Genomic DNA, 16,149 nt, shown 5'->3' on the forward strand with positions numbered 1-16,149 from the left:
AAACCTCCTAGAGAAACGAACTCTTATCTTTCCTTCGTCTTATACGTCCAGATTCTGAACGTAATGAGCATTTTCCTGTATAAAATTCCTTCTCGGTTCGACCGCATCCCCCATCAGCATGCTGAATGTTTCGTCCGCTCCGATGGCATCCTCGAGAGTGACCTGGAGCATCGTACGGCCTTCAGGATTCATCGTAGTCTCCCACAGCTGCTCCGGATTCATTTCACCGAGACCTTTATAACGCTGGATCACCGGTTTCGGAGTAGCCGGGATTTCGGAAAGTTTCTCCTCCAGTTCCTGGTCGGAGAACGTGTAATACACCTTTTTGTTCTGTTTGATCTGATAGAGCGGCGGCTGGGCGATATAGACGTACCCATGTTCAAGCAGCGGTCTCATGTATCGGTAAAAGAACGTAAGGAGAAGGGTCCGGATATGCGCACCATCCACGTCTGCGTCCGTCATGATGACGACTTTGTGATAGCGGGCCTTCGATACGTCGAACTCTTCGCCCACTCCGCTTCCGAGTGCCGTAATCATGGTACGCACTTCGTTGTTGGAGAGGATTTTATCAAGACGTGCTTTCTCGACGTTCAGAATTTTACCGCGCAGCGGAAGGATAGCCTGAAAGTGACGGTCCCGTCCCTGTTTGGCCGATCCTCCGGCCGAGTCCCCCTCCACGATATAAAGTTCGGACTCGGAAGGGTCTTTCGAAGCACAGTCGGAAAGTTTCCCGGGAAGATTGGAGATCTCAAGAGCGCTCTTTCTTCTCGTCAGCTCTCTCGCCTTCTTGGCTGCCATTCTTGCCCGTGAAGCCATCAGGCCTTTTTCGACGATGATTTTAGCAACGTTCGGGTTTTCCAGCAGGAATTTACTGAAGTTTTCGGAAAACAGCGCATCCGTAACCGTACGGGCTTCACTGTTTCCAAGCTTCGTCTTCGTCTGACCTTCGAACTGAGGATTGGGATGTTTGATCGAGATGATGACGGTCAGTCCTTCTCTTACATCATCCCCGGTCAGATTCGGGTCGTTTTCCCGGAACATGCTGTTTTTCCGGGCGTAGTCGTTGATGACCCGGGTCAGCCCCGTTTTGAATCCGGATTCGTGCGTTCCGCCTTCATAAGTGTGAATATTGTTGGCGTAGGAATAAATATTACTGGCGAAGCCGTCGTTGTACTGAAGCGCCAGTTCGATGGAAATTCCGTCCTGCTCCGCTTCGGCATAAATCGGTTCATGAAGAACTTCCCGGCTGCTGTTCAAGTGTTCCACGTACGAAATGATACCGCCTTCGTAGTAAAACTCCTTCTTCCCGTTGCCGTGCTCTTCACGCTTGTCTTCCACCGTAATAGTCAGACCGCGGTTCAGAAACGCAAGTTCTCTGAGACGCGTCGTGAGCGTTTCGAAATCATATTCCTGACCTTCTTTGAAGATCTCAGGGTCCGGTTTGAAATGAATCTGTGTTCCGGTCTTATCCGTCGTATCGATTTCTTCGACGTCTTTTTGCGGGACGCCGTGGCGGAAATCCTGATGATACAGTTTACCGTCCCGGTGCACGTGTACTTCGAGATAATCGGAAAGAGCGTTCACTACAGAAGCTCCGACGCCGTGCAGACCGCCCGAGACTTTGTAACCGCCGCCGCCGAACTTACCGCCGGCGTGAAGAACGGTCATGATCACCTCAACGGCCGGACGTCCGGTCTTTTCCTGGATACCGACGGGAATACCGCGCCCGTTATCCATAACCGTAATACTGTTATCTTCTTCGATAACCACCTGGATATGGTCACAGTGGCCGGCCATCGCTTCATCAATACTGTTATCGACTATTTCCCACACCAGGTGATGGAGACCCTTTTCGTTCGTCGAGCCTATATACATACCCGGACGTTTACGTACCGCTTCCAGACCTTCGAGCACCTGAATCTGATTCTCATCATACGCCTGTTCTTTACCTCTTTGAATCTCTTCACTCATAGTTTCACCCACAGTCCTTGTTTCTTTTGATTATTTATCAAGCGCTTCTTCCATCTCTTCCGAATAGTCATCCAGTTTATCCAGGGTGTTCTGCATTTTTCCACGCTTTTTCAGGGTGGCTACAGAAAGGGGACTGAAATAGAGCACCTCTTCCGTAACAACCATCGCTTTCGGCTCATACCCCTCCGTCTCCACCACCTGCTTTTCTTTTCTTCTGTTGAAGACCATCTCTTCCGTAATGGTGGAAGAACTGAGCAGTTCGCAGTCAATGATGGCTACGACCTCTTCGGATTTCACTATGTTGCCTTCACCTATATGAATGAACAATAGGACACCTCATTTCTTTCTTATTCCTTCTTCGATATAAAAAAGTTCCGCTTCCTGCAGTGCTTCGTGTTCGATACCGTCGATACTCGTCGTCGAGACGAACGTCTGGACTTTTCCACGAATCGTATGGAGCAGATGAGACTGCCGGTAGTCATCCAGTTCACTGAGGACATCATCAAGCAGCAGAACCGGGTACTCTCCGGTTTCTTTATTGATCAGTTCTATTTCGGCCAGTTTCAGGGAAAGGGCAGTCGTCCTCTGCTGTCCCTGGGAGCCGTATGTCTGGACGTCTCTGCCGTTCACATAAAAGACGAGATCGTCCCTGTGAGGTCCGGCGAGGGTCGTCCCTCTTTCAATCTCTTTCGTTTCGATCCCGTGGAATTTTGCTATATAACTTTCTTTGATAGCGTCAAGATCCATATCCTCCGACACATCAAGACTCGGTCTGTAGAAAATCTCAAGTTTCTCCAGTTCCCGGCTGATGCCCCGGTGGATCGGAGCTGCCCATTCTCTCAAAAGATTCAGAAACTGGAAGCGCCGCTCCACGATAATCGCTGCATGTTCGATAAGCTGTTCGGTAAGTACGTGCAGCATGGTCGCATCTTCATTGCGACGGCGCTGCAGGTCTTTCAGAAGATGGTTCCGCTGTCTCAGAACTTTCTGATACTGACCCAGGTGATAAATATACCTCGGCTGGATCTGTCCGATTTCCATGTCTATGAAACGGCGGCGCACCTGCGGATTCCCCTTTACGAGGTTCAGGTCTTCAGGTGCGAACATGACGACATTAAGGGCACCGATGTAATCACTGAGCCGCCTCTGCTCGATATGATTCAGTTTCGCTTTCTTCCCTTTTTTGGAGAGGACGATTTCCATCGGAAAACGGCTGTTCCGTTTTATAATCGTACCTTTTATTTTAGCATACTCCGCGTCCCACTGTATGAGTTCTTTATCCCTCGGAGTACGATGTGATTTCGTGAAAGCGAGTAAATAAATCGATTCCATCAAATTCGTCTTCCCCTGAGCATTTTCTCCGATGATGACGTTGATCGTGTCGTCGAACTCGAGAGCAAGTCTGTCGTAATTTCTGTAAGTAGTCAGGGCTATGTCTTTAATATGCATCAGATCGCTTCTCCATCTACTGTTCGGAGACGACTTCGTATGCTCCGAACTCCTCAATTTCAACGACGTCACCAATCCGGAGCTTCCGGCCCCGTCTGGATTCGGGTTCACCGTTTACCAGTACTTCAAATTCGGAAAGAAGCATTTTCACCATCCCGCCCGATTCTGCAACGTTCGCCAATTTGAGGAATTGCCCAAGCTGGATCTGCTCGGTCGTTATTTCAATTTTTTCGCTCATCTCCGTCACCTTTATTCTCTAAGTAGTATCTATTTATCTATTTTACTAAAGATAAGGGGTTATGAAAAGGAAAGGGCCTTACTTTATCGGGGAGGAGAGAAAAGTTTCCGGAGCGGTCAAGAAACCCGTCACAACCGGTTAAAGTCCCTTTCAGATCAAAACCTAAAAAAGAGTTATCCACAGTGGATAACTCTTTCTCACGTTACACGTAATTAATACGTACGGACCGGCAGGATGAGCTGAAGTATGGAAGCGTCGTCAACGGGAGTGATCAGGAACGGCCGCATCGCTCCTGTAAAAGATATTTTCACCTGAGTTGCATCGATCGCCCTAAGGGCATCCATCATGTATTTGGCGCTGAACGATATTTTCAGTTCTTCGCCGTCTATTGTGTCAGCCGTCACTTCTTCCGTTACGTTACCGACTTCCGGAGAATTTCCGTGAATTTCAATCTGGTTGTTTTCTTTCGTAAGCAGACGTACGACGTTGTTTCTGTTTTCTTTAGCCAGCAAAGAAGCACGATCCACGGATTGAAGCAGTTCTTTGGAATCGATAAGTACCGTCGTTTTGCTTTCGTTCGGAATAAGACGGGATGTCTCCGGATAGTTACCTTCGAGAAGACGTGACAGGAAATATAAATGTTTTGTCCGGAAGAGGATCTGGTTATCCGTAATGCTGATCTGTACCGAGTCTCCCGTATCATCGAGAATTTTGTTCAGTTCACTGAGACTCTTCCCGGGGATGACGACGGAAGGAAGGTTCAACGTTTCTTCCGTTTCCAGGCTGATTTTTCTTGAAGCGAGACGGTGGCTGTCGGTTGCTACGAACTGAAGATTCTCTTCTTCCGTACTCACGTGCACTCCTGTCAGAATCGGTCGGGTCTCGGAAGTGGAAACGGCGAATCCGGTCTGTTTGATTAATCTTTTCAGAAGATCCGTAGGCATATCGAAACTGTTTTCCGTACGCAGTTGCGGAAGAGACGGGTATTCTTCGGCGTCCTGGCCATTCAGGTGAAATTCTGCACTTCCGGAACGGATCGTTACGTTTTTCGTATGATCGCTTTCTATTTCCACGGTATTATCCGGAACTTTACGTACGATATCAGGAAAGTACTTTGCCTGTAGAACGATGCTTCCCGGTTCAATGTTTTCGATATGGACCGTTCCGTCTTCCTCGGCGGGTATGAAAGATTCGATGGAGATGTCGGAGTCACTCCCCGTAAGTTTTACTCCTTCTGTCGTAGCTTCCAGTTTCATTCCTGTAAGAATCGGAATTGCCGTACGGGAAGATATGGCTTTCATTACATCCTGGACACTTTCCATCAGTTGATCACGCTGAATAGCGAATTTCATTCATGAGTCCTCCTAAAGTGAATATATTAATTATTATTATTAAAAAAATAGTAGTAATAGTAATAGGGCGTGTGGATTTGTGGATAACTGTAATTATCTCATGACACATATAATTATCCACATGTGTATAACCTGTGTGCGAATGTGTACCTGTTATTCACACTATACCCAGGCTCTACGTTTTCAACTGTTCTGTAATCTCATCGAGTTCCCTGTGAAGCTGCTGATCATTACTCAGCATATTCGTAATCTTTTCATGGGCATGAATGACTGTCGTATGATCGCGTCCCCCGAATTCTTCCCCGATTTTAGGAAGGGAGGCATCAGTGAGCTCCCTCGATAAATACATGGCAACCTGACGGGGGAACGCTACGGATTTCGTCCGTTTTTTCGCAGGAAAATCTTCCATGCGGATGTTGAATTTCTCAGCAACGACTTCCTGTATATCACCGATCGTAATGACTTTCGGTTTCTTGTTCGGAATAATGTCCTTCAGAGCTTCTGCCGCCAGGGAAGCGTTGATATCCCGATTGATCAGGGAGGAATAGGCCACCACTCTGATCAGTGCTCCTTCGAGTTCACGGATGTTGGTATCGATCTGGTTGGCGATATAAAGCATGACCTCATTCGGGATCTCGAGTCCTTCCGCTTTAGCTTTTTTTCTGAGGATCGCAATTCTCGTCTCAAGATCCGGCGGTGTGATATCCGTAATCAGTCCCCACTCAAAGCGGGAGCGGAGCCTGTCTTCGAGCGTCGGTATCTCTTTCGGGGGACGGTCACTTGAAATGACGATCTGTTTGCTTTCTTCATGAAGAGTATTGAATGTATGGAAGAACTCTTCCTGGGTCTGTTCTTTCCCCGCAAGGAACTGGATGTCGTCTATAAGAAGAACGTCCACGCTCCGGTATTTGTTTCGGAAATTCACGGCTTTGTTATCACGGATCGAGTTAATGAATTCATTCGTGAATTTTTCGGATGTAATATATACGACTTTCGCATTCGGGTTGTGATCCAGTACGTAATGCCCGATCGCGTGCATCAGGTGGGTTTTGCCAAGCCCGACGCCCCCGTAGATGAACAGGGGGTTATAAGCCCTTGCCGGAGCTTCTGCAACGGCCAGAGAGGCTGCGTGAGCGAACCGGTTCCCGCTTCCGATGACGAACGTGTCGAACGTATATTTGGAATTCAGCATGCTCGTCGGAGATTCTTCCCCGTCTTTAAGATCCGGAGGTTTGGAGGAGAGTTTTACGTCTTCGAGAGACTCCTCTTTCGTTTCCGGGATGATGAATTTCGTTTTCAGTTCCGATCCCGTCACTTCGATCAATGTTTCTTTTATTAATTTCTGATACTGGTTCTCGAGCCAGTCCCTCGCGAATTCATTCGGAGCTATGATGGTGAGCGTATCTTCGTCGAGAGAGTGAGCTTTCGTCGCTTTCAGCCAGGTCTCAAAGCTCGGTTTGCTGATTTTCTCTTTCATCTGCTCCAGAGTGGCATTCCATAACTCATGGATATTTTCCAACCCTTTCACCCCTTTCCTGTTCCAATAAAGAAAAGCTTTTTGTTCGTTTTACATAACAAAAAGCTATAATTTTTCGCTTTAACATAAAAAATGTCTTTTAAACTGTTGTGGATGTACGATAGGGTATGAATAAAGGACTCAGTCGTTTTTTACCCATTATCCACACCTTTGTGTATAAGTATGTCTACACCCCTGTGAAAAACTATCCACACATTACCCACAAGCTGTGGATAATATAAAATCGGGCAGGAATTAATTTCACTGTTAAACACAAATATAATATCAAATAAATCGCAGTCTTGCAATGAATCACAGGAACTTATCCACAATTTCTACAGCTTGAGGAAAAAACATATCCACACCACCATATTTTGTGGTTAACCTGTAGATTAGTGCTGTGGATAGAAACGAGAACTGAAAATGTTGTGCACACTGGAGGTGGACAGCTTATTTTTTTGGTTGTTGTAGTACAGATGCTGTTGTAAGACACCTCTGAAAAAAGAACTCCCCTTAAATTAGTAATTGACATCATTTTTTAAATATGATTATAATGATTAGGACTGCCTATGACATGAGAAACAACATGTAAATCCCATCAGGAGGTGTGTATATAATGAAACGTACATTTCAACCAAATAATCGTAAGCGCAAAAAAGTACACGGATTCCGTACACGTATGAGCACGAAGAACGGCAGAAAAGTTCTTGCTCGTCGTCGTCGTAAAGGAAGAAAAACGTTATCCGCATAAGACCACTGAAGTAATCAGTGGTTTTTTTTCTAGGTTCTGCCATTCGTGTCGGAGTGATGATCGCCACCTGGTGTTCTCCGGCCTTTGGGACAGAACTTTTTTAATGCAGATAAGAGGTTGTGAGAACTGTGCAGAAAGCATACAGAATCAAAAAAAACAAAGAATTTCAGACGGTCTTCAAAAAAGGGAAATCTTTTGCCAACAGGCAGCTGGTTCTTTATTATTATAAAAAAGATCAGCCTCATTTCCGGATTGGACTATCCGTGAGTAAGCGGATAGGCAATGCTGTAATGAGAAATAAAGTGAAGAGGTACCTGCGTCAGGCTTTTCAGGAGATGGAAGAGGACCTTCATCAGGAATATGACTACGTAGTGATTGCCAGAAAACCGGTGAACACGATGGAGTACCACGAACTGAAGCAAAGTCTTCAGCACGTCTGCAGGCGTTCCGGTGTTTTGAAAAAGAAATTGAAATAAAATGTTCATGGAATGATTCCTTAATAAGTGCTAGTATGAAAAAGGAAATATGAAGTTTCAGTAAGGAGGAAGGAACGTTGCGTAAAAAGCTGAGCATATTGCTCGCAATGGCGGGAGTACTGCTATTCCTTTCCGGGTGTACGCAGATTAATCAGGATGTTTCTGCGGATAGTACCGGATTCTGGAATGAATTCGTAGTCTGGCCGTTATCACAGACGTTGTTGTTTTTCGCTGATTTCTTAAGCGGAAGTTATGGATTGGCAATCATTACGGTGACGATCATCATTCGTCTGGTCTTGTTGCCGTTGAACGTTAAACAGTTGAAAAGTTCGAAATCGATGCAGGATATTCAGCCTCAACTGCAGGAATTAAGACAGAAATACAGTTCGAAAGATGCTCAGACGCAGCAGAAGCTGCAGCAGGAAACGATGAATCTTTTCCAGCAGAACGGTGTCAACCCGCTGGCCGGATGTCTGCCTATCATCGTTCAGATGCCGATACTGATCGGTTTCTATCACGCAATTATGAGAACACCCGAAATACAGACACATAACTTCATGTGGCTCGAACTCGGTTCTCCGGATCCGTTTCTCGCTATATTGACAGCTGCCACTACGTTCCTTCAGCAGAAGCTGATGATGGCAGGCATGTCGGGAGCAGCAGGTGCGAACCCTCAGATGCAGATGATGCTTTACATCATGCCGCTGATGATCGGTACATTCGCATTCTTCTTCCCGTCCGCCCTTGCTCTCTACTGGATCGTGGGTAACGTGTTCATGATTTTACAGACGATATTTATACGTAAACCGATGATGAACAAATCGACAGGAGGCGCAAATCAGTGAAGCAAATGACTGCTACAGGCTCATCAGTGAAAGAAGCGGTCGACTCTGCCCTGGCCGAACTTCGGACAACAGAGGACCGGGTTGATGTGGAGATACTGGATGAAGGCAGAAAAGGTTTTCTTGGATTCGGAGCAAAACCGTCCATTGTCAAAGTGACGAAGAAAAAAGATCTGGAAGAAGAAACAGTCGCCTACATTCAGAACGTAGCAGCTCAGATGGGACTTACTGTGAGCGTCGATACGAAAAGAAAGAACCGGGAAATCTATGCCGATATTTCCGGGGAAGACATAGCCAGACTGATCGGAAAACGCGGGCAGACACTGAATGCCCTGCAGTACCTGACTCAGATGGCTGTAAACAATTCGGCTGAACAGCTCATGAGTGTCACCCTCGATGCAGAAGGTTACCGGGAACGTCGTCGCGAGACGCTGAAGCAGCTGGCTGAGCGTAAGGCAGAACAGGCGCTCGTGAGACAGCAGCAGGTGAAACTAGAACCTATGCCTTCCTACGAACGGAAAATCATTCATGCGGCTCTCCAGAGAAACAGACGGGTAGAGACGGATTCGGCCGGAAAAGATCCGAACCGCTCCGTCGTTATCCGCCCTGTGCAATAGAATAGCTGCAACCCTTTTCCCGCCAGGCTTCCCTGGCGGGTTTTTGTATGCGGAAAAAAGGTTTTTTGCCTTCCGGCTTTTTCGTGACTTTCGGAGCTTGGCACTTCGGGTGAAGGTAACGATTACGCAGGAAACGTGACGTCTGTGCATCATTGTACAGCCGGAAGGTAACGATAAAGTGGGAAACGTGACGTTTAAAGACTGGAAAACCCCCTGAAGGTCACGATAATCCGGGTCCTCCTGAAGCCCCGGGAGATTCTTTTAAGCTGTGAAGCAGGAACTTGATATTTATCCCCAAATCATGCTAATCTTAACTGTTAGTTATTAACGATAAACTTATCCACATGTGGATATTTCAATAAAGAAGGAGGTGCGATGTATGGATACCGATACGATTGCGGCTATTTCTACCCCGACAGGAGAAGGAGCGATTGCGATTGTCCGCCTGAGCGGGGATGATGCAGTTTCCAGAGCGAATGAACTGTTCCAGGGGAAAGATTTGACGACTGTCGATTCTCATACGATGCACTATGGAAAATTACTGGACCCGGAAACGGGTGAAATAGCGGAAGAAGTGATGGCGTCGGTCATGCGTGCACCGAAAACCTTCACCCGGGAAGATATCGTTGAGATCAACTGTCACGGCGGGCTCGTGTCCGTGAACCGTGTCCTTGAAATCGTTCTGGCTCAGGGAGCGAGACTTGCCGAGCCCGGAGAATTCACGAAACGTGCTTTTCTGAACGGACGAATCGACTTGTCGCAGGCGGAAGCAGTCATGGACCTTATCCGTGCCAAAACGGACAGAGCGATGAACGTGGCGTTGAAGCAGATGGACGGCCGGTTGTCCGGTCTGATCCAGAATCTGCGACAGAAACTTCTGGAAACACTTGCCCAGGTGGAAGTGAATATCGACTATCCGGAGTATGATGACGTCGAGGAAATGACGAACGACATCATGCAGGAGAAAACGGCGGAAGTCCGTGATGAGATCGAAAATCTTCTGCAGACGGCAAAGCAGGGGAAGATTCTGCGCGAAGGCCTGGCTACGGCTATCATCGGCCGTCCGAACGTCGGGAAGTCATCACTGATGAACACGCTCGTCCATGAAAACAAAGCGATTGTCACCGAAGTTCCGGGGACGACGCGGGACGTGATCGAGGAATATGTAAACGTGAGAGGAGTGCCGCTCAGACTGGTGGATACAGCCGGCATCCGGGAAACCGAGGACATCGTCGAACGGATCGGAGTAGAGCGCTCGCGTCAGGTGCTGACGGAAGCGGATCTCATTCTACTTGTGTTAAACTATGGAGACGAGCTTACGGAAGAAGACGTGAAGCTTTTTGAAGCGGCTCGCGATATGAACATGATTGTATTGCTGAACAAGACGGATCTTGAACAGAATATAGATATAGAACGTGTGAAAGAATTAGCCGGGGACAACCCGGTCATTTCCACTTCCCTCATTCAGGAAGAGGGGATCGATCAGCTTGAGAACGCGATCTCTTCCACATTCTTTGAAGGAGAAATCGACAGCGGAGATATGACGTACGTATCGAACGTACGGCACGTTCAGCTTTTGAAGCAGTCCAAACAGGCACTGGAAGATGCGCGCGAAGGTATGGAAATGGGAGTGCCGATCGACGTCGTTCAGATCGATGTGACGAGAACGTGGGAACTGCTTGGTGAAATTGTCGGTGACACTGTCGGAGAAAGTCTTATTGATGAATTATTCTCGCAGTTCTGCTTAGGGAAATAAAATTTTAAAGGAGAGATCTCGAATGACTTATGATGCAGGTCATTACGACGTTATTGTTATAGGAGCCGGTCATGCCGGAGTCGAAGCGGCTGCAGCTTCCGCGCGGCGCGGCGCGAAGACGCTCATGCTCAGTCTGAATCTGGATATGATTGCGTTCATGCCGTGTAATCCTTCGATCGGCGGTCCCGCCAAAGGAATCGTGGTACGTGAAGTGGATGCTCTCGGAGGGCTGATGGGTCGTGTCATCGATAAGACCCATATCCAGATGCGTCTGTTGAATACAAGAAAAGGACCGGCCGTACGCGCTTTGCGTGCCCAGGCGGACAAACCTCTTTATCTGAAAGAGATGAAACGTCTGCTTGAAAACCAGGACAATCTTACCCTCCGTCAGGGAATGGTGGAGAAGATTCTTGTGGAGGACGACCAGGTCAAAGGAGTCGTAACGGAAACGAAAGCGGCATACTATGCTCCGAGCGTCATCGTGACAACCGGTACGTTTATGAGAGGACGCGTCATCATCGGTGATCTGTCTTATGAAAGCGGACCGAACAACCAGCGTCCGACCGTCACGCTTTCCGAGCAGCTCGAAGAACTGGGTATCGAAATGGTACGGTTCAAGACCGGAACGCCGATGCGCGTAAACAGCCATACGATCGATTACTCGAAAACGGAGATTCAGCCCGGGGAAACGGAACCGCGCTCGTTCTCCTATGAAACGACCGAATTCATTACCGACCAGATTCCGTGCTGGCTGACGTATACGAATGAAACGACTCACGAAGTCATAAACGAAAACCTCGGTCTGTCCCCGATGTATTCGGGAATGATCAAAGGTACAGGGCCTCGTTACTGCCCATCCATTGAAGATAAAGTCGTGCGCTTCAACGACAAGCCACGTCACCAGATCTTCCTGGAACCGGAAGGCCGGGACACGGAAGAGGTGTACGTCCAGGGGCTGTCCACTTCTCTTCCGGAATACGTGCAGAAGCAGATGATGGAAACAGTACCGGGACTCGAAAACGCAGAAATTATGCGGGCCGGCTATGCGATCGAGTACGATTCTGTCGTGCCGACACAGCTGTGGCCGAGCCTTGAAACGAAACAGATTGACGGGCTGTTTACAGCCGGTCAGATCAACGGGACTTCCGGGTATGAAGAAGCGGCCGGTCAGGGACTGATGGCAGGGATCAACGCTGCTGCCAAAACGCTTAATCTGGAACCGTTGATTCTCGATCGTTCCGAAGGATATATCGGAGTTATGATCGATGATCTGGTCACGAAAGGTACAAGAGAACCGTACCGTCTCCTTACTTCCCGTGCCGAGTTCCGTCTCATGCTTCGTCACGATAACGCGGATCTCCGCCTTACGGAAAAAGGATACGAGCTCGGCCTCATTCCGGAAGAGCGCTATAATCGTTTCACAGAGAAACGCCGCAAGATTGAAGAAGAGAAGAAACGTCTCGAAAATGAAATCGTCAAGGCTACGGAAGACGTGCAGGACATCGTGAAGGAATCGGGTACGACGCCTCTGAAAGAAGCTGTACGGGCGAGTGACCTTCTGCGCCGGCCTGAAATCGACTACAGCTATATCGAACGTCTCACTCCTTCCGACATTGCTCTGACAGCGGATGAAAAAGAACAGGTAGAGATTCAGATCAAATATTCCGGTTATATTAAAAAATCTCTGGAACAGATCGAGAAGATGAGAAATATGGAATCCAAAAAAATACCGGACGACATCGACTACGATGCTATTCAGGGTCTCGCTTCCGAAGCGGCAGACCGTTTGAAAGCCGTACAGCCGCTCTCTGTCGGCCAGGCCTCGAGGGTTTCCGGTGTGAATCCGGCTGATATATCGATTCTGCTTGTCTACATCGAACAGGGAAATGTAGCCCGGGTTTCCGGCTGAGGAAGGACGTAAGATATGGATATTTCTACTTTTCAAAACAAATTGAAAGAACAGGGAATCGAGCTTACGGAGAAACAGCTCGATCAGTTCGAAAAATATTGGGAAATGCTTGTCGAGTGGAATGAAAAAATGAACCTGACCGCTATTACTGAAAAAGGGGAAGTGTATGAGAAACATTTCTATGATTCTCTGACGGCTGCCTTTTACCATGACTTCTCCGGCCCGCTCCGCATCTGTGATGTCGGGGCGGGGGCAGGTTTTCCAAGTCTTCCGCTGAAAATCGTGTTTCCGGAACTGAAGGTTACGATCGTCGATTCCTTGAAAAAGAGAATCGGTTTCCTAAACCATTTAGCTACGGAGCTTGAGTTGAACGATGTGGCTTTCTATCACGACCGCGCCGAGAATTTCGGCAAGAACGGTAAATTCCGGGAAAAGTATGATCTCGTCCTCGGACGTGCTGTCGCCCGGATGTCTGTGCTGAGTGAACTGTGCCTGCCGCTTGTGAAAAAAGGCGGGTTCCTCATCGCCATGAAAGGGCCGAACGCCCAGGAAGAGATGGACACAGCAGAATCCGCCATTTCTATCCTAGGCGGAGAGACGAAGGATGTGCACAGCTTCACGCTTCCGGAAGACGGAGCGGAGAGAAGTATTATACGCATTGAAAAGCGCCGGAAAACCCCCGGTAAATACCCGAGAAAAGCAGGAACTCCGAATAAAGTTCCTCTTTCCTGAAAAACAGACGAAAAATCCCCCTTCCTGTTGGAAGAGGGATTTTTTTCGTTATGGTTTCAGAACGACTTTAATGTTGCCGTCTTCTTTTTTATCGAAAATATCGTACCCTTTGGCCGCATCCTCAAGAGGAAGGCTGTGGGTGATGATATCGGTCGGATCCAGTTCATTGTTCTCGACCATGTCATACAGCTTCGGCATCAGGTGGATGACAGGCGCCTGACCCATTGTCAGGGAAACGTTCCGGCTGAAGCAATCACCAAGCGGGAAGGCGTTGGCGTCTGTACCGTATACGCCGGTAAGCTGGACGACTCCGAACTTCCGTACAGCCTGGGAAGCTGTGATAATCGGGTGGATCGTTCCGAACTGGTTATCTTCATCGGAACCGAATTTCTCCCCTTTCGGTACCGTTCCGTCCATGCCGACACAGTCGATGACGACGTCAGCTCCGCCTTTGGTGTTTTCATGAAGGAGGGAGCCGATGTCCGGATTATTGGAGAAGTTATAAGTTTCCACGTTATTCGTCTTCTCGGCATGACTGAGGCGATGATCGACCTGATCGACGGCGATGACGCGTGCTGCCCCTTTCATGCGGGCGAACTTCTGAGCCATGAGGCCGATCGGTCCGCTTCCGAGAATGATGACGGTATCTCCTTTTTTCACCCCGCTGTTTTCCACACTCCAGTAAGCTGTCGGCATTACATCGGAGAGGAAGAGGACGCTTTCATCTTCCAGTTCGCTGTTCTCCGGAACTTTAAAGGAAGTGAAATCAGCATACGGAACGCGAAGGTACTCCGCCTGGCCGCCGGGGAAGTTCCCGAACATTTCCGTAAATCCGAAAAGACCGCCCGGTTCGCCGTGCGGGTTGGATTCGTCACACTGGCTCTCCATCTGGTTCTTACAGAAGAAACATTCCCCGCATCCGATGTTGAACGGAATCACGACTCTGTCGCCTTTTTTCAGGTTTTTCACTTCAGGGTCGACTTCTTCTACGATACCCATCGGCTCGTGTCCGACCACGTAGTCCTGTTCGGGCTTAAGTCCGCCTTTATAAAGGTGTAAGTCGGAGCCGCACACTCCGCTCGCTGTTATTTTCACGATCATGTCGCTCGGTTCTTGTATGGAAGGAGCCTGTACATCTTTTACCTGCATATTTTCTTTACCCTGGAACGTTACTGCTCTCATGTTGGTATCTCACTCCTTTTCTGGTATTGGAGACAATATATCCCTGAAATTCCAAAGTTAAACATGAAGAAATAGGGAAACTTTTCAATATTAAAGCGCCTGGCACGTGGGGCAGTAGTACAATCGGCGGTTGCCGGCTTCTATTTTCTCTATTTTCGTCCGGCATATGTGGCAGGGCTGAAACGAGCGCCGGAAAACCCAGTGCCGGTACTGGGTTCTTGTTTTTCCTTCTGCTTTCATCCGTTCTGCAATATCTGGATCGACGGTGATTCCTTTGTAGCGGTAGGATTGTTCCATAAGGGTAATCGTAGCCTCTGCCGCTTTCGCTATCTGCTGTGGCGTGGAGTCTGTGGGTCTCAGGGAAGGGTGGATACCTGCGAGAAAAAGGATTTCGCTCCGTAAGTAGTTTCCGATACCGGCTACGAAAGACTGGTCCAGAAGCAGGGTGGTCCATCTCCGTCTGAAGAAACGTTTGCTCGTGTACCGTTCTCTCAGCTGTTCTTTCGTCACAGTCTCGGATAAAATATCCGGTCCGACTTTTCTTATGAAAGGATGATCAGGTACTTCCTCGTCTCTCAGCACTTCGATGTCCGAAGCACTGTATAAAAGAGCGGACTTTTTTTCGTTATGAATCGCCAGTCGGAGCTGCCGGTTCGTCTTCGGGTAGTTGTAGGCATTCCTGATCATCCATTTCCCATACAGCTGGTTGTGGGAATAGATGGTGTACCCATTGTCAAAGCGGGTAAGCATCGCTTTTCCTTTCGTATCTACACCGGTTACGGTCGCCCCGGTTAAAATATCCTCGTATCCTTCAAGTGTTTCAAAAGCGAAAGATATATCAAGGACTTCCCTGTCTTTCAGGGCTTTCTCCACCGCATCAGCGGCTTTCCGTATTTCTGGTCCTTCCGGCATAGCGGATCTCCTCTCAATAAAAAATCTTTTAATAAAAAGGACGTAAGCAGTCGGATCAAAGGTTCTTCCTGCTTACGCCCCGGCTTCTCCCGGTTGGTTCCACTTTTAGCTTTATCCAGTTCCGCTGACCAGAAACTTGGGACCCAGGCAGTCCGGCCCGGCAAAAAAGAAAGAGCACTTTTTGACTGTCCGTCTGCCTGCGCCTTCGTTTCTGAACGGTCAGCTCCACTTTTAGCTTATCCAGTTGCACCAACCAGAAGCTTCGTCCATAAGCAGTCTCTCCCGTTTCGGAAAAACCGCCGAACCCGGGTGATTCTGCTTATGTTCCCGCTTCTCCCGGTTGGTTCCGCTTTTAGCTTTATCCAGTTCCACTGACCAGAAACTTGGGACCCAGGCAGTCCGGCCCGGCAAAAAAGAAAGAGCACTTTTTGACTGTCCGTCTGCCT

General features: G+C 48.3%; 16 protein-coding genes. 7 read left to right on the forward strand and 9 right to left on the reverse strand.

Going from position 1 to position 16,149, the window contains the following annotated elements:
* Positions 1 to 39: 39 nt before the first annotated feature.
* The 6 genes from gyrB to dnaA all read right to left on the reverse strand — a co-directional run bounded on the left by gyrB (position 40) and on the right by dnaA (position 6,529).
* The gene (gyrB, locus tag BLU03_RS13180; RefSeq protein WP_093108263.1) at positions 40 to 1,971 is read right to left on the reverse strand and encodes a DNA topoisomerase (ATP-hydrolyzing) subunit B; all 1,932 of its coding nucleotides are present in this window, start codon (positions 1,969 to 1,971) and stop codon (positions 40 to 42) included.
* 30 nt (positions 1,972 to 2,001) lie between these two features.
* Positions 2,002 to 2,298, reverse strand: a complete 297-nt coding sequence (remB, locus tag BLU03_RS13185; protein WP_076572388.1) for an extracellular matrix regulator RemB — start codon at positions 2,296 to 2,298, stop codon at positions 2,002 to 2,004.
* Between the two features lie 9 nt (positions 2,299 to 2,307).
* On the reverse strand, positions 2,308 to 3,420 hold the full coding sequence (gene recF, locus BLU03_RS13190; protein ID WP_008590283.1) for a DNA replication/repair protein RecF: 1,113 nt from the start codon (positions 3,418 to 3,420) through the stop codon (positions 2,308 to 2,310).
* 16 nt (positions 3,421 to 3,436) lie between these two features.
* Positions 3,437 to 3,658 (reverse strand): S4 domain-containing protein YaaA, encoded by a 222-nt coding sequence (yaaA, locus tag BLU03_RS13195; protein ID WP_008590286.1) that lies wholly within the window; start codon positions 3,656 to 3,658, stop codon positions 3,437 to 3,439.
* A 212-nt stretch (positions 3,659 to 3,870) separates the two neighbouring features.
* Positions 3,871 to 5,010 (reverse strand): DNA polymerase III subunit beta, encoded by a 1,140-nt coding sequence (gene dnaN, locus BLU03_RS13200; protein ID WP_093108253.1) that lies wholly within the window; start codon positions 5,008 to 5,010, stop codon positions 3,871 to 3,873.
* Positions 5,011 to 5,185: 175 nt separating this feature from the next.
* Complete coding sequence (gene dnaA / locus BLU03_RS13205; protein ID WP_076572392.1) at positions 5,186 to 6,529, reverse strand: chromosomal replication initiator protein DnaA; 1,344 nt, start codon at positions 6,527 to 6,529, stop codon at positions 5,186 to 5,188.
* Between the two features lie 613 nt (positions 6,530 to 7,142).
* Between dnaA and rpmH the strand changes: the two genes are divergently transcribed.
* The 7 genes from rpmH to rsmG all read left to right on the forward strand — a co-directional run bounded on the left by rpmH (position 7,143) and on the right by rsmG (position 13,609).
* Positions 7,143 to 7,277, forward strand: coding sequence for a 50S ribosomal protein L34 (rpmH, locus tag BLU03_RS13210; protein ID WP_008590292.1), 135 nt, complete (start codon positions 7,143 to 7,145; stop codon positions 7,275 to 7,277).
* 128 nt (positions 7,278 to 7,405) lie between these two features.
* Complete coding sequence (rnpA, locus tag BLU03_RS13215; protein WP_076572394.1) at positions 7,406 to 7,753, forward strand: ribonuclease P protein component; 348 nt, start codon at positions 7,406 to 7,408, stop codon at positions 7,751 to 7,753.
* Positions 7,754 to 7,830: 77 nt separating this feature from the next.
* Positions 7,831 to 8,598 carry a membrane protein insertase YidC gene (gene yidC / locus BLU03_RS13220; RefSeq protein WP_076572396.1) on the forward strand — a complete coding sequence of 256 codons (768 nt, stop codon included), beginning with the start codon at positions 7,831 to 7,833 and terminating at the stop codon, positions 8,596 to 8,598.
* Positions 8,595 to 9,212, forward strand: a complete 618-nt coding sequence (gene jag, locus BLU03_RS13225) for an RNA-binding cell elongation regulator Jag/EloR (RefSeq protein WP_076572398.1) — start codon at positions 8,595 to 8,597, stop codon at positions 9,210 to 9,212. The genes yidC and jag overlap by 4 nt, the downstream gene beginning before the upstream one ends.
* Before the next feature lie 379 nt (positions 9,213 to 9,591).
* On the forward strand, positions 9,592 to 10,968 hold the full coding sequence (gene mnmE / locus BLU03_RS13230) for a tRNA uridine-5-carboxymethylaminomethyl(34) synthesis GTPase MnmE (protein WP_008590300.1): 1,377 nt from the start codon (positions 9,592 to 9,594) through the stop codon (positions 10,966 to 10,968).
* A 22-nt stretch (positions 10,969 to 10,990) separates the two neighbouring features.
* Positions 10,991 to 12,877: a tRNA uridine-5-carboxymethylaminomethyl(34) synthesis enzyme MnmG gene (mnmG, locus tag BLU03_RS13235; protein WP_093108255.1), complete on the forward strand. Its 1,887-nt coding sequence runs from the start codon at positions 10,991 to 10,993 to the stop codon at positions 12,875 to 12,877.
* A 15-nt stretch (positions 12,878 to 12,892) separates the two neighbouring features.
* Positions 12,893 to 13,609 (forward strand): 16S rRNA (guanine(527)-N(7))-methyltransferase RsmG, encoded by a 717-nt coding sequence (rsmG, locus tag BLU03_RS13240; protein ID WP_008590304.1) that lies wholly within the window; start codon positions 12,893 to 12,895, stop codon positions 13,607 to 13,609.
* A gap of 48 nt (positions 13,610 to 13,657) precedes the next feature.
* Here the strand turns inward: rsmG and BLU03_RS13245 are convergent, their stop codons facing one another.
* From BLU03_RS13245 to BLU03_RS13740, 3 genes are all read right to left on the reverse strand, one after another.
* A complete protein-coding gene (locus tag BLU03_RS13245; protein ID WP_093108257.1) occupies positions 13,658 to 14,791 on the reverse strand; it encodes a zinc-dependent alcohol dehydrogenase in 1,134 nt (377 codons plus the stop codon).
* 90 nt (positions 14,792 to 14,881) lie between these two features.
* Positions 14,882 to 15,703 (reverse strand): endonuclease VIII, encoded by an 822-nt coding sequence (gene nei / locus BLU03_RS13250; RefSeq protein WP_008590308.1) that lies wholly within the window; start codon positions 15,701 to 15,703, stop codon positions 14,882 to 14,884.
* Between the two features lie 231 nt (positions 15,704 to 15,934).
* A partial coding sequence (locus BLU03_RS13740; RefSeq protein ID WP_176765485.1) for a hypothetical protein occupies positions 15,935 to 16,149 on the reverse strand: 215 nt, incomplete at its 5' end.

The sequence above is a fragment of the Salimicrobium album genome, from assembly GCF_900107115.1.
Lineage (GTDB): Bacteria > Bacillota > Bacilli > Bacillales > Halobacillaceae > Salimicrobium > Salimicrobium album.

Excerpts from the sequence above, each read along its gene's own strand:
- gyrB (WP_093108263.1), bottom strand. The coding sequence starts at position 1,971 with ATGAGTGAAGAGATTCAAAGAGGTAAAGAACAGGCGTATGATGAGAAT.
- recF (WP_008590283.1), bottom strand. The coding sequence starts at position 3,420 with ATGCATATTAAAGACATAGCCCTGACTACTTACAGAAATTACGACAGA.
- yaaA (WP_008590286.1), bottom strand. The coding sequence starts at position 3,658 with ATGAGCGAAAAAATTGAAATAACGACCGAGCAGATCCAGCTTGGGCAA.
- dnaN (WP_093108253.1), bottom strand. The coding sequence starts at position 5,010 with ATGAAATTCGCTATTCAGCGTGATCAACTGATGGAAAGTGTCCAGGAT.
- rpmH (WP_008590292.1), top strand. The coding sequence starts at position 7,143 with ATGAAACGTACATTTCAACCAAATAATCGTAAGCGCAAAAAAGTACAC.
- mnmE (WP_008590300.1), top strand. The coding sequence starts at position 9,592 with ATGGATACCGATACGATTGCGGCTATTTCTACCCCGACAGGAGAAGGA.
- mnmG (WP_093108255.1), top strand. The coding sequence starts at position 10,991 with ATGACTTATGATGCAGGTCATTACGACGTTATTGTTATAGGAGCCGGT.
- rsmG (WP_008590304.1), top strand. The coding sequence starts at position 12,893 with ATGGATATTTCTACTTTTCAAAACAAATTGAAAGAACAGGGAATCGAG.
- BLU03_RS13245 (WP_093108257.1), bottom strand. The coding sequence starts at position 14,791 with ATGAGAGCAGTAACGTTCCAGGGTAAAGAAAATATGCAGGTAAAAGAT.
- nei (WP_008590308.1), bottom strand. The coding sequence starts at position 15,703 with ATGCCGGAAGGACCAGAAATACGGAAAGCCGCTGATGCGGTGGAGAAA.